The sequence below is a fragment of the Sulfurovum xiamenensis genome (assembly GCF_030347995.1).
GTDB lineage: Bacteria > Campylobacterota > Campylobacteria > Campylobacterales > Sulfurovaceae > Sulfurovum > Sulfurovum xiamenensis.
Genome location: NZ_JAQIBC010000002.1, coordinates 392,819 through 407,168 on the forward strand (window position 1 = coordinate 392,819; position 14,350 = coordinate 407,168).

11 protein-coding genes are annotated in these 14,350 nt (G+C 35.9%); 4 read left to right on the forward strand and 7 right to left on the reverse strand.

Annotation, left to right across the window (positions count from 1 at the left end):
• Positions 1-229: 229 nt before the first annotated feature.
• On the reverse strand, positions 230-535 hold the full coding sequence (locus PF327_RS05080) for an ArsR/SmtB family transcription factor (protein WP_289401566.1): 306 nt from the start codon (positions 533-535) through the stop codon (positions 230-232).
• A 69-nt stretch (positions 536-604) separates the two neighbouring features.
• On the opposite strand from PF327_RS05080, the gene PF327_RS05085 reads away from it, so the two are divergent.
• Positions 605-1,750 (forward strand): SO_0444 family Cu/Zn efflux transporter, encoded by a 1,146-nt coding sequence (locus PF327_RS05085; protein ID WP_289401567.1) that lies wholly within the window; start codon positions 605-607, stop codon positions 1,748-1,750.
• A gap of 147 nt (positions 1,751-1,897) precedes the next feature.
• Here PF327_RS05085 and PF327_RS05090 read toward each other — a convergent pair whose 3' ends face one another.
• Positions 1,898-2,047, reverse strand: a complete 150-nt coding sequence (locus PF327_RS05090) for a hypothetical protein (protein ID WP_289401568.1) — start codon at positions 2,045-2,047, stop codon at positions 1,898-1,900.
• A 190-nt stretch (positions 2,048-2,237) separates the two neighbouring features.
• Here PF327_RS05090 and PF327_RS05095 point away from each other — a divergent pair, with 190 nt between their 5' ends.
• Genes PF327_RS05095 through PF327_RS05105 form a run of 3 tightly spaced genes read left to right on the forward strand, consistent with a single transcriptional unit; the run spans position 2,238 to position 7,689 of the window.
• Positions 2,238-3,413, forward strand: a complete 1,176-nt coding sequence (locus PF327_RS05095; RefSeq protein ID WP_289401569.1) for a TolC family protein — start codon at positions 2,238-2,240, stop codon at positions 3,411-3,413.
• Positions 3,406-4,632, forward strand: coding sequence for an efflux RND transporter periplasmic adaptor subunit (locus PF327_RS05100; RefSeq protein ID WP_289401570.1), 1,227 nt, complete (start codon positions 3,406-3,408; stop codon positions 4,630-4,632). Before PF327_RS05095 ends, PF327_RS05100 begins: the two co-directional genes overlap by 8 nt.
• A gap of 9 nt (positions 4,633-4,641) precedes the next feature.
• Positions 4,642-7,689: an efflux RND transporter permease subunit gene (locus tag PF327_RS05105; RefSeq protein WP_289401571.1), complete on the forward strand. Its 3,048-nt coding sequence runs from the start codon at positions 4,642-4,644 to the stop codon at positions 7,687-7,689.
• Positions 7,690-8,189: 500 nt separating this feature from the next.
• Here PF327_RS05105 and PF327_RS05110 read toward each other — a convergent pair whose 3' ends face one another.
• The 5 genes from PF327_RS05110 to PF327_RS05130 all read right to left on the reverse strand — a co-directional run bounded on the left by PF327_RS05110 (position 8,190) and on the right by PF327_RS05130 (position 14,349).
• Positions 8,190-9,590 carry a tyrosine-type recombinase/integrase gene (locus tag PF327_RS05110; protein WP_289401572.1) on the reverse strand — a complete coding sequence of 467 codons (1,401 nt, stop codon included), beginning with the start codon at positions 9,588-9,590 and terminating at the stop codon, positions 8,190-8,192.
• A 3-nt stretch (positions 9,591-9,593) separates the two neighbouring features.
• The gene (locus PF327_RS05115) at positions 9,594-10,034 is read right to left on the reverse strand and encodes a hypothetical protein (protein ID WP_289401573.1); all 441 of its coding nucleotides are present in this window, start codon (positions 10,032-10,034) and stop codon (positions 9,594-9,596) included.
• The gene (locus PF327_RS05120) at positions 10,035-11,921 is read right to left on the reverse strand and encodes a site-specific integrase (protein WP_289401574.1); all 1,887 of its coding nucleotides are present in this window, start codon (positions 11,919-11,921) and stop codon (positions 10,035-10,037) included.
• Positions 11,915-14,077, reverse strand: a complete 2,163-nt coding sequence (locus PF327_RS05125) for a hypothetical protein (RefSeq protein ID WP_289401575.1) — start codon at positions 14,075-14,077, stop codon at positions 11,915-11,917. Before PF327_RS05125 ends, PF327_RS05120 begins: the two co-directional genes overlap by 7 nt.
• Before the next feature lie 77 nt (positions 14,078-14,154).
• Positions 14,155-14,349, reverse strand: a complete 195-nt coding sequence (locus PF327_RS05130; protein WP_289401576.1) for a redoxin domain-containing protein — start codon at positions 14,347-14,349, stop codon at positions 14,155-14,157.
• Position 14,350 lies beyond the last annotated feature (1 nt).

Here is a 14,350-nt window from a genome sequence, read left to right on the forward strand (position 1 = left end):
ACCTTATAAAATTATATATTTTATAACGTTTAAAGAATATGTATTATATACATATAACAATTTTGTGATATAATCCAAGAGGCATGATAGAGTAATCTCCTCCTAGAGAATAATAAGATTTTCAAAAACCTTTTAAAAATTTGTTATAACTCTATCATTGTCATACTAGTAAACAATTTACGATATTTTTATTTTCTATATTCAAATCTGTTTAATCTTCTCTACAAGTTTAACGTGAGCAAGTAATTATGCGAGGTAAATCATCTGCTGCCTTCTTTATTTCTGATAAGCAACAATTCACCATCTGATCTTGTGTATCTGGAAGGGAATAGATAACCCATTTCCCTTCTTGTTTCGAAGTAATCATACCTGACTCCTTCATCTGTTTTAAGTGCCGAGAAACAAGAGGCTGAGAGAGATTTAAAGTATCACAAAACTCACACACACATAGCTCCTTATCTCTTAACAGTAGCCCTAAGATTTTTACTCGATTTATATCCGATAAGATTTTCCCAACAGTAACAATATTTTCCATTTTAATCTCTTTTAAAGCAATTTCATATAACAATGTCGTTATATGATTATAACATAAAAGGTTGAAGAAATGGAAATTACTCACTTTTTTGAAGCACTTTGGCAACTTAGTCTTGCTATGGCTCCATATATTTTGTTTGGACTTATTTTTGCTGGAATACTCCACGAGATAGTGCCCGATAGCATTGTGACCAAGCATCTAGGAAAAGACAATGTCTCTTCAGTAGTAAAATCTACCATTTTTGGCATACCTCTACCTGTCTGCTCCTGTGGCGTGATTCCTCTTGCAGCCTCAATCAAGAAATCGGGTGCTTCAAAAGGTTCAACGCTCTCCTTTCTCATCTCTACTCCTATCACAGGTGTAGACTCGATTATGGCTACCTATGGTATGTTTGGATGGATTTTTACGGTTTACCGTGTCATTACCTCTATGTTTATTGCGATGTTTGCTGGAATACTAGCAAACATCTTTGACAAAGATCCTGATGAAAACACACAAACGATCAAAAAGGCTACTTCATCTTTTTCTGCCGTTGCACCAAATAAGACCACGAATTTTACTCTAGGTACGCCTCAAGAAGAGTCATGTAGTTCGGGCACAGCATCATGTTGTGGCAGCACTTGCGAGGAGAATAAAAAGTTCTCTTTTAAAGATGCAATGAACTATGCTTTTGTCACACTTTTAGGCGATATAGCAAAACCTCTCTTTTGGGGGCTAATCATAGGTGCACTCATTACTGTAGCGATACCAGAAAATCTTGCCCAAGTACTTCAAGAATATTCATGGCTAAGCTATCTGATCGTTATCGCTATAGCCATACCTATGTATGTGTGTGCGACTGCCTCTTTGCCGATTGCAGCTGGACTAATGCTTTCTGGAGTAAGCGCAGGTGCAGCCTTTGTCTTTCTGTCTGCTGGGCCAGCTACCAACACTGTGACTATAGGTGTGGTTAAAAAAATGCTTGGAACACGATCTCTTTATATTTATCTTGGCAGCATTATTATTGGAAGTGTTCTTTTTGGACTAGGACTGGACTACGTTTTTGACAGTAACGCTATTGATCCAAAATCTCTGGTTCACATGGAAGAGGAAGGAGGGATAATTTCCGTTCTTAGTTCAGTGATACTGTGGGGTTTTGTAGGCTATTTCCTAATCAAGCCTTACTTCAACAGAAAGAGTCCTGAATGTTGTTCAGGTGGTGAGTGCTCATCATAAAATGTGCGCAAATGGGCTATGCAATACAAAAAGAATAGCCAATATAGTTTTTAGGCAATAAGAGTTAAAGATTTTTAAGTTATAGTAGTCAAAATACAAAAAGGTAATATATTGAAAAGTACAATGATTAAACTCTTACTATTGTTTTCATTGTCTTTCAATATTGCTCACGCCACTATCATTGCTGTAGTAGATGATTGTACTGATTGTCACAACAATACAGTGTATGACTATACGCATGTAACAGAAGTTACCGTTGATCCAGCTGACCTCTGCACCATGGATCACTGTTTTCATTTTACTGCCATCATGAGTGTATCTGATATAAATTTTGATCATTTACTATATAGTGAACAGCCAAAGCAAAAAAATACATTCTATACGCCCCCATCTAAAGAAATGTCCATAAAACCACCTATCGCTTAACCACACCACAACACTATAACTCTATTTAAAACACATAAAATATTATTTACAGGAATAAACAATGAAAAAAATCATCATGATTTTTTTAACTTTGTCGCTTTCTCTCTTTGGGATGAGCTATGCAAAGTTTAAAAAACATATAGAAGAAAACTCGAAAGTACTTAAAAGTCAGCAGCTCTCGCTTGAAGCAAACAGGCAAGAGAATAACATACTTTTAAGAACACAAAACCCGACCCTGGACCTAGTGGCAGCACGATACAACCCTGATTTTACTGACTCTGAATATGGCTATGAGATAAGCGCTTCTCAAACAATCAGAACAGGCAACTATCTGGAAGGACTTCAAGATAAAGCCAATGCTTCCAATCTGCTCCAACAGGCATATATACTTGAAGGAAAAGCAGGTTACATAAAAATGCTTGAAATGCTTTATACTGATTATGTCCATCAAGCCAAACTGCTTTCGTTGATAAAGCAAGAGTATGCACTATCAAATAAAGTGACAGGCATAGTAGAAGATCGCTATAAAAATGGATCAGAAAACAAAGTAGCATACCTTCAGGCAAAAACAGACACTTTGGCGCTAAAAACACAGATACATACAACAAAACAAGAGATGAACTCACTACACTATCAACTCTTATCTATTGCAGGTTTTAGTGAAAAGGTTTCTTTGGATCAAAAATTCATCTATTCTGTTTCACATCAAACTCAAAATGCTTTAAAAGTTAGCCCTAAAGAGAAAATTTTAACTGCAAAAGAAAAGGTTTTAGCAAGCCAGATACGCATGAACGACAGCAGCATTAACAGCTACGAATTAAGCGCTGGCATAGAGCAAGAGCCTGACCAATCTATCTTAAGATTTGGTATTTCCATTCCGTTGGCTGTACAACATAACAAGGAAGAAGAAAAAGCACTTGCAAAACTTAAAATGCAGCAACTGGAGCTTGACAATGCACAGCTTAAATTAGATCTCAACCTACAAAAGCAAAGACTTAAATCTTCCATTAAAGAGCTTTCGCAACAGTACTACTCCCTCAAAAAACTAGAGGGTGAACAGAAAGCACTTAGTGAGCTGCTTTTAGAAGGCTATAAAATAGCACAAGGCTCTATCTTTGTGATGATGAATGCAAAAAACAAACTCATACAGACAGAAAAATCATTACTAAAAACACAAGCAATGATCAACAAGCGAAAAATAGAATTACGTTTTATACAAGGACTTTACAATGACTAAATATATATTATTACTGTCTCTACTCTTCCCGCTGAAAGGGTTAGCAAGTGAAATCAAAATTGAACATGCTGAGCTAAAACCTTTAGGAAAAGTTATTCAAACCAATGCGCAGATAACACAACTGCCAGGCCAAAAACAAGAGGTTGTTTCTAGACTGTCTGGACATCTGGAAGCTTATTTTGTTACACCAGGACAACATGTAAAAAAAGGTGACAAAACAGCCGTTATAGCATCTATAGAGCTTTCTAAAATGACTGCTGAGCATCTCGCACTACTGGAGCAATCCAAGGCTGCAGAGGCACAAAAGAACAACACTATGAAACTCCATAAGAAAGGTGTAGCTTCACAAAATGACTTAAGCAACGCTATTATAGCCCTGCAAGCGATACGTTCTAAGCAAAACGCCTTGTCTTCGCAATTGAAGTCTTTAGGTATTAATCCTGATGATCTTAAAAGTGCAACAGATCAATTTGTGCTTTATGCACATGCAGATGGTGTTGTTGGAGAAATTTTAGCTCCACTGCACAGCAATGTAAATGCCCAAACGCCTTTAATGACATTGGTGGACCAAAGAGATTATTATGCTGTTGCATATCTTGCTGTCGATGATGCGATGCAAGTATCAAAAGAGGCCAAAGGATGGTTGAAGGTTGCAAACAAAGTATACCCTTCTCATTTTGTGCACTTGCTACCAAGCATTGACGAGGAGACGCAGCGTGCGAAAGTACTTTTTCAAATAGAAAAAAGTCCTTCAAGCCTCCTTCTTGGATCTTTCGCAGAGATGGATATATCGCTTGCTCCTTATCAAAATGCCGTAATGGTGAAGAAGTCAGCATTAACACTTTTTCAAGGAAACTGGGTTGTATTTGTGGAGACAAAACACGAAGAAGACGAGCACGATGATGATGAAGCAAATGAGCATGATGGACATGATCACGATGCACATAAAGAAGATGAACACGACGGACACGATCATGATACTCATAAAAAAGATGACCATGATGCACATGAAAAAGAAGATAATGATGAAGGTGAGCACGAAGATCATGACGAGGATGAAGAAGTCCCATACATGCCAAAAGTTGTTAATATCATTGCGTATACTGGCGAATACGTGGCTGTCGAAGGCATAGAAGCAGATGAAGAGTATGTAAGCGAAGGTGTTTATTTCGTGAAATCAATGATGCTGAAGTCTTCGCTTGGCGAACACGGTCACTAGGAGGTTGCTGTGAAACGTTTTTTTGAAATACTTATACAGTACAAATTTCTTATACTTGCGCTGTTTATTGCCATATCTGGTTTTGGTTACAAGGCGTATAAAGACATACCCATAGATGCATTTCCAGACATTACCCCTAAGCAGGTAGTAATATATACAGAGAGTGTTGGTAATTCAGCAGAAGATATAGAGAAGCTCATTACTTATCCTATAGAAGCTGCTATGTCAGGTTTGCCTGGGGTCAAGATGATACTCTCAAACTCAATGTTTGGGCTTTCATATGTTTCTATTTTCTTTGAAGACGGCTATGATACCTATCTCTTGCGTCAACTCGTCACTGAAAGGCTAAATACGGTAGATATACCTCAAGGATGGGGTGTCCCGACCATGGGACCAAATACGACAGGTTTGGGTCAGGTGTTATGGTACGCCCTTGAAGACAAAGACAATAAATATACGCACAGCCAACTTCGTCAATTGCACGAGTATGCAGTTACACCACTGCTTAAATCCGTTGATGGTGTAGAAGAAGTTATCTCTTGGGGAGGCTTCGAAAAACAATATGAAGTACTCATGGATCCCAAACGGCTGCAGGCAGTCGATGTCACCTATAGTGAAGTGATTGAAGCATTAGAAAAGAGTAATCAATCCGTAGGTGGACAATATCTAGAATTCAATAGGGAGCAGTACCTTATACGAGGTGCGGGACTCTATGAAAAAATGGATGACATACGCAACACTGTCATACGCACAAAAGATGCCAAAGTAGTGACCATAAAAGATGTGGCCACTGTACAGGAGGGAAAGGCCCCACGCTTTGGTGCAGTAAGTGTAGACGGAAAAGAAAGAGTCTTTGGAATGGTGCTTCAGCGTTCAGAAACCAATGCAGCCAAGGTTGTAGGGCTCATTAAGGAAAAGATGCCACTGGTTGAGTCAGCACTTCCTAAAGGAGTAAAGCTACAAGTGATTTACGACAGAACAGAAATTACTCATAAAGCAGTCAGCACAATGACTTCTGCACTTCTGACAGGATCAGTACTTGTTGCAATCATACTATTTCTTTTTCTGTTTGAGTTGCGTTCTGCATTTATCGTTATCCTCTCTCTTCCTATCTCTCTGCTCATTGCATTTTTATTGATGGAAGAATATGGTATATCTGCTAACCTCATGAGTCTTAGTGGTCTTGCCATAGCCATAGGAATGATAGTTGATGGCACCATTGTGGTTGTAGAAAACAGCTTCAGGATACTGCATGATAATCCTGAAGCTTCACGCGCAGAAGTGATCGCAGAAGCCACAGCAGAAGTGGCAAAGCCCGTACTCTTTGCTCTGCTTATTATTTCAGCGGTCTTTATTCCACTATTGAGCCTTGAGGGACTTGCGGGGAAATTATATACCCCTATGGCATTGGACATCGTTTTTGTAATGCTTGGCTCTCTTGCTGTGGCTCTTCTACTGGTTCCCGTACTCTCATACATGATGCTCAAAGAAGGAAAACATTCGAACAGTCCTCTTATGGCAGCTGTCAAAGCATTTTATACTCCTATGCTAGTGTTTTCTCTGCATCATGCAAAGACGTTGGTAGCTATTACTTTCTTTGTATTCTTTATCTTGGTTGGACTGCTTAGTCAGCAAGGTAGAGAGTTTATGCCTGAACTTAATGAGGAAACTATTATGTACAGGGTTATTGCAATCCCTGGAACTTCGCTTACGCAAAATGTAGAAAATGCACAAGCCATAGAAAAATTTTTGCTCAAAACCTACCCTGACGAAGTACTCTCTGTGTTGAGCATGGTAGGAAGAAGTGAAAAGGGTGAAACGGCACAAGCAAATTACATGGAGGTACTCTTGACCCTTAATCCAGAGTTTGAGGAAATCCCTGTACTTGACAAAGAGATGACAATGAAGCTCAAAGAAAAATTTAACTATTTGCAATTTATCTCTACTCAGCCTATTGCTATGCGTATAGAAGAGCTTCTTGAGGGAGTTAGTGCAGAACTTGCGGTCAAAATCTATGGTGAAGACCAAAAAATAATGTCTGATATTGCTGCACAAATATCCCAAGTATTGAAAGGTATAGAAGGGCTTGACCATGCAGAGGTGGAAACACAATTAGGACAAGCTCAAATCAATATCAAGCCAGACTACTTAGCCCTTTCTCGATATGGACTCAGTGTAGAAGATGTCATGCAAGTCATTCGTTATGGCATCGGAGAAGAAGCTGTTTCACAAAAGATAGAAGGAGTGAAGCGCTTTGGCATTGTAGCCAAATTAAAAAATGCAAAAAAAGATATAGAAGCAATAAAGACATTGATCCTGCGTTCAGATACTGGAAAAATAGTTTCCTTGCAGGAAGTATGTGATATTAGTGTAGTACAAGGACCCGCCTTTATTAAACGTGAGGATTTGAGTCGATATATGGTTCTGTCACTAGAAGTTGAAGATCGTGATATTGCAACGTTTGTTGAAGAAGCAGATATAAAGATAAGAGATCAGGTCATTATTCCTGATGGTTATTACATCAAGTGGGCGGGTGACTTTAAGAATATGCAAGAAGCTACGCAAACGCTTGCAATGATTATACCTATCACGATTTTGCTTATTTTGTTATTGCTCTATACAGCATTCAATTCGTTTAAAAAAGCATTTTTAATTTTATTAGGTGTACCACTAGGGCTAATGGGTGGTATTGTAGGCTTACTCATCTCTGGGGAATATTTGAGTGTCTCTGCAATTGTAGGGTTTATTGCTATCTTTGCCATAGCAATACTCAACGGGATAGTGCTCGTATCATTCATTGATGATCTGCGTAAAAAATTCCCAGAAGTGAAAATGATAGATATGGTAAAAAATGCCACTTTGCTAAGACTGAGACCCGTACTTATGACAGCATTTACCACGCTCTTTGGTATTCTTCCACTTCTTTTTGCTACAGGCGTAGGTTCAGAAATACAATATCCACTTTCAGTAGTAGTTACAGGAGGAATTATCTCCTCAACAATCTTAACGTTGCTGGTACTGCCATCCCTATATGTTCTATTTTTTAAAAGGGAATAACAATTATCAAACAATTTGGGAGGCGCATTATTTGCGCTTACCCTTTTGAAGCAATCTATTAAAACCTTATAATCTAACATATTTTATAACGTTATTCGCTGTATCGGCGTTTGCAGACCATAAAATTGTACCCTTCAATAGAAAACCTTATAAAATGTTCTATATAGGAGGTTTTTATAAGGAAAAGTATCAATGAAAGCACATCCCCAAAAGAGTCTAAAAAACGGATGATTCTCTTATGTGAAGTCGATCACTGATAGACGACTAATTATGATATAATTCTTATCTATCGNTATAAGGAAAAGTATCAATGAAAGCACATCCCCAAAAGAGTCTAAAAAACGGATGATTCTCTTATGTGAAGTCGATCACTGATAGACGACTAATTATGATATAATTCTTATCTATCGGTTGACACAAAATACTGAACAGTCTCAATAAGCCACTTTGTGATGTTGAATCTGCAAGTGGCTCAATATATAACTTTATGAGGTTTTTAATTAGTAAGAGTTATCTACCAACATACCTCGTGATTGGGCATATTGAATAGGATCAAACAATTTTTCATCAAATTTTTCTCCAAATTCATCTATGGCTTCTTGTTTTACAATTGCTTGTGCCCCTGGATCTTCTCTAAATAGCTGGAACGTCATTAGTGGACCGTCATAATATTTATCTGACTGGTTCTCTTTCTCAAGGCGCTCCATTTCGATAATTGCAATTGCTGTTCTTACATATTGCATCGTAGTCTTTTCATCTGCATGCCCAAGTAGATCTGCAAGAAGCGTTATAAAAAGTGGATCCGGTGTTGTTCCTTTTAAAAATACTCCTTCTCGTACAGAAAAGTCAATTAATGCCCATGTTGCAAAACTATGTCTTAACCAGTGTGGAGTTATTGGCCTTTGTGTTCTTCCCAGTGCCAAAGAGGCTTTTTTGAATGCTTTTCTAACATCCGTAGCATTAATTGGTCTTCCTTTTGAGTTAAACCACATATATTTATTATTATATTCTTCTAAGCCTCTTTTACTTCTCTCTCCATGATTTTTAAGACGTTTTGTATATGCACGATTGAGATATTCGCCTTTGAGTGTATGGATCGTACGAAGCGGGATTTTACATTCAAGATATTTGTCCCCTTTCCCAATATAACTAAGAGAAACTTTACTATTGAGGCTTTTGCCTGAGTGGAAGTATCTGAAATAACTTCTGAATTGGTCCGGACGGAGCTTTAAAGCAGCATCAATACGTAATCCTGTGGTAGCCATCACCAAAGCGATCATTTCGTAAACAACATCATCTTCTCGTAACTTTTTACTAAAATATTCAAATTCTTTTCGTGTAATGGTTTTGAATGTTTTACTTACGTGATCCGAAGGAACCATCAAGTCCCAAACTTCAATATATTCTACTTCTTTCTTACGGGCCTCTATATGCTTCTTCATACTGCTTGAATATTTATTGATTTTTACAAGCTTTGTTGAAAGTACGATATCACATCTTTCTTCGATCTCTTGCATATATTGAAAAAACTTAAACCAAACACTTAGTTTGCTGTTCATAGTGTTATTTTTGATTTTTTTATAATCGTATTTATTATTTTTATCTGGATTATCATTTGAGTCCCAATGCAACATAGCATTCCTTATGGAGATAATATCCGATTCGGTTGCTTCATGCCAGTTGATACCAATATCTTGTAAATGGTGAAAAAGTTCACGCAGCTGCTTGGCTCTTTGTAAATGACTAGTAATTCCACCTATTGTTCCATTCTTTCCTCCACTTCTAGCCTCTTTTGCTAAAAATTTAGCTGCAGGTAAATGAATATCGTTATTTTCAAGTATAAAAGTAATATCTCTATTATTTATTTTTGGATGTGGAACAGTTTCTAATCTAAAATTCATAATTTAATCCTTATCAATTTCTTTTTTAAGTCTTCGTATCGTTTGATCTTTCTCCTTGAGCCTTTTTTGCAACATGATTTCATTATCAAGTAACTCTGAGATTCGTATAAGTAGGTTATCGATAGTATGTTGTTTATTTTTGATATCACCAACTACCTTTTTGTCAGCAGCCAATTTAAGTTCTTTTCGTTCTTCTTTAAAGGTGATTATCTTGTCTCGTACTTCTTTACAGAAACTTTTTTCACTTTTGCTTTTTAGTGATGCTTCACTAATGGGAGAATTCCATCCTTTTTTTTCCCAACCTTGATTTGCAAGTTCACACACTCTTGGAAAGGTTACAAGGTTTTTTTCTATAGTAGACTGCTCTTTTAGGTCCTCTACTGCTTGATTTAAATCTATCAGTTTTGATGTTTTTTCTTCTTCAGTTAATCTTCCACCAGACATTTATGCTCCTATATCCATTTCATAAGATTTAATAATTTTCTCTAGAGGTGTCATCATTTCTTCCAACCCTCCATCATTAACTACATACATATTCCTCATGAGACGTGCTTTGAATTCTTCAGGTATCTCTTCTACAAGCTGATCTTGTTGCAGTTTTTGGATATCTGATATTGTAAATACTGCATTATTGCAATCTCCTGGCTCACAGCGTGCAGTCAATGGACGTTCACCTGTAAAATCAGCAATATCAAATCCTCGTTGACAATTCATTGCTTTGGGATTTGAGAGATCATGAATACAGATACATACTGGAGTTTGAAGAATTGCAATTTTTCCCTGTTTTACCAAACCTACAATACTTAGCTCAAGTAGGTCTCCAAATTCTTCTGCATAACTACCCATAAATACCCCTTCTTGAGTAATATATTCTCCTTTTTTTCCATACAATTTATTGCCACCACGAATTTCATCAGAAATAACTGTTGCAAGTAATTTTGCATCATCTTCTTCTAATTCTTTGATTGCAGTCTGATACAAGTGGTTATAATGCCCTAAATAACGTAATGTCATTGTAATTGAAGTGTGTCCCAGGAAAAGTCTAGCTAACTCTAGACCACTCCCTTTACTTAGATAAACGATAATAAATGCCATAGTGTGTCTGAGTTGATGCGGAGTCGGATTTTTTTTGATACCGATATATTTACAAAAATTTTTTATCGAGTTAACACATCGAGATGAAGCACTTTTTACATCTTCAACATGTACAGTGTCTATCGATGATCGAATTAAATTTCCTTCATCTTGTCCATCTATTATTCTTACTAGTTTGGAAAGAATTTCAATTGCACTTTTACCAATTTTAGGTATTGGCATTTCAAGTTCTTCCCCATCCTCACTGGAGGCAGTTTTTGTAATTAAACGTGTTAAAAGATGGTATTGTTCATCCTGTCTAAAATTCGGAAAACGCGGGAGAGTGGTAAACTCTGATACCCTCATGCCTGTCATAATTATCCCAATTAGCACACAGGCTCCTTCTAGGGATTTTATAGACTGAAGAATAGGTTCTTTTATGGTTATGCCTTTTGAGTTTGTCGTTGTTTTACACTCGTTTTGAAGTTTAATAAGCTGAGGATGACTTTTGAAGGCTTGCATAGATTTTAATGATCTGTATATATAAATTCTACTACGTGCTTCAGTAAGTTGAAGAGATTGAACATAAATTGGTGCTATATTGAGGATATCTTCTGAGACTTCTTCAATCAGGTTAATCGCTTCATAGACTATGCTTTTCATTTCATCTAATGGGTAGAGTCTTTTCTCAACGCCACCAACACCACTACGGTATTGTCTATCAAGTATAGCTGCATTTTCTCTAATAGTATTAACTAATGATGTACTTGATACAAGACTTTCATCCAATCTGAGAAAATATGGTAATTTGGGATTAGCCTCAGTAATCCACTCTTCAAGCATGTAAATTTCACTTGAAAGAGTAGTGGGCGATACTTCGTCAGACCGTAATGAAAGATATTTTTCAAGATGAGCATTATTTATATCATCCATTCGTTTAATTTGTCCCGTAATCTCATAAAGACGAGCTAAAAGTCTATGTAGATTATTTGCATAGCTAGATTTTCCGGTATTTTGAGGGGTTAGGCCGACATGTCCATTAAATTTTAATAATAAGAGCACTCTAAATGAAAGATCATATAGGCCTTGTGTCTTTACATTCATATTGCTATATCCACTGCTAGCAGGTAATTGAATGATTTCTTCACTAAACGAAGTTTGATTAGTTTTGGGGTATGTAACACCTTCGAGTAGCTTATATATATCTTGTTTATTATTGCATTTCAATAATTCTTCACGTATGTTTGAGTTCAGCATGCACTACCTTTTAAATTAATTTCTCTTTTCTTTTTATAGTGGGCACGAACCATACCTCTAAATCGACCCATATTTATCTTACAGTAATGTTTTTCTTCTTTTGTAAAACCTTTGATAGTGGATTTTATACCGTCCAATTGGAGAAGATATTCTTTTTCCCAATCAGATTCCCGTGGAAGACGTTTTTTTTCTTCAAGTAAATACTCTCTCCATGCATATATGGCTGGACCATGAATATTTGGTATTACTCGACTTTTATCACATAAACAAAGACACATGAACCAATCACTACACACTTCATTGTTATGTAATTTAGGTTTACCAGGATATGTAGGGTGCTTTGGATCAGCACAATCGGCAAACATTCCTTCAAAAACTTTGATTTTGTCGTTATCTTCTCTAGTTATTCTTCCTCTAAAAATATCCTCAGCAAAATTAACGGTTTTAGCAAGTTTATTTTTTTGAATTTCTTTACGTTCAATCATGTTGTCATAATGAAGCTGCGTATTAATGCTAGTATGGTCTTTTTTGATTTGCCGTTCAAATTCACTTAGACCCTTTAAATAATCATTGAAATTATTACTGATCCGTAATCGTGTATGATCTATGGTATCAAGTTTAGTTCCATCTGGTAAAAAAACGTCATAACGTTTAAAAAACCAACGTATGGATTGTTTAGCAAGCGAAATATGTTTTCGGGAGTTAAAAACTGAAATATTTTTTTTACCTGAACGTTCAGAACGATATTGCCATAAACTATTTTTGTGGCTTTTTTCATAGATTGGTGTAAGCCAGTCAATATAAAACATCAAGTATTTTTCAATTATAGAATCACGTTTAATCGGTGTCCAAATAATACTCTTGCTTCTATTTTTTAAGCCCTTTATTACTGTAGCTATTCCTGAGTTGTCACCGATATGGTGTTTTCCGGTAGGGGTTTTATGTACTTGCCAACTTCTTAGAACTTCAGAGTTAAGACCTTCACGTATCAATATTAGAACATATAAGGGGTATATTTCATGAAATGTTGGCCCAATACGTGTATGAAAATCAACTAATTCAACATTTAATCGTTTGTTTATTGTTGTAGATAGGGATGAAAAACTAAATAAGTTCGCATATTTGTCTTTAAATGTATGTGCAAGTGGTGACTCTAACAATTCCAATAACCAAAATGTCATCATTCGCTCATCATTCATAGTGATATTTTTACCACTCTTGGATAATTCTAATAATTTTTTATGTTTTAGTTCTTGTTCGAGGTTTTCATACCTATATCGATATGGACGAAGATGTGTCTCATTGTCCTTTGCTTGTATATAACATTTTAATTCAACATTATAAAGTACTTTCGCAAGTTTTCTTACCTGTGTTCGATCGATTTTAACGATATTTTCAAGATTTTCATAATATGTTTTTGCAAGATTCTCTAAGCTAAAAAGATAACCTATGGACGTGAATTCATTTTCCCATTGTTGGTATTCAGATACTCTTTTCATAATTCTTTTAATATCTTGTCTAGCATAATAATCTAATTGATAAATTGTTGTAGTAGGATAACCTAGTTTACTTTTCTTCTTTTCCCCTTTGCGAAACTGTTGAGTTATTTTATCTGAATGCAAAGAGAGTTTTCCAAAAAACGTTTGAAGATGAGCTTTGCTATTTTTTGCATGATCAATTTTAGATAATGAGTTCCAGGCTTCATCCTGCATCTCATTTGTTACATCTGATAATTTCTCAAGGTCATAACTATGTAGTTTCATAGCTGCAAGAAATAAGCCACATCCCCAGATATATTCTCTACATGAAGTAATAGATAAATTTTTTGGGACAATACGGATCATAGTATCTATAATGAAATCTTCATACTCTGGATATAGATCTATCAAGTATTGCTTTGGTGATTTTTCAACAGTACACTTTTCAAGACCATTTGTTTCCCCGATTGAAATTTTAAATTCTTTCAAATGTTTAGTGGAGAAATACAGTCTTGATTGATTCGATGAAGTTTCATCATTGCCTTTATAAATTAAGTAATAGCCATAATGTTCTTCAGCATAGTCTGGAACTACTGAATCAAAATGGGACCTAGTATTCTTTTCATTATATTGTGCTAATGATTTGCCAGTGATATTAAGTTTTTTTGTTTTTGCCATAAAAGTATACTATTATACTTTTTTGAAAAAGATAAGAAATATGTCAAATTGTCATATAATTATACTAAATTAAGAAATTAAGAAAAAAATCCAAGTACCACCAATCCTTGATCCTTATATTTTTTGTAGAGTGTTTCAAGTCCATCATATTGAGGTGTATAGCCACATTTACTCGCAACATTTACGATAAGCAACACCTTTCCTTTGTATGGTTCCAGTGTTGTCTCTTTCCCTTCAATAGTTTTAACTTTAAAATCATAAATTGTTTTCATC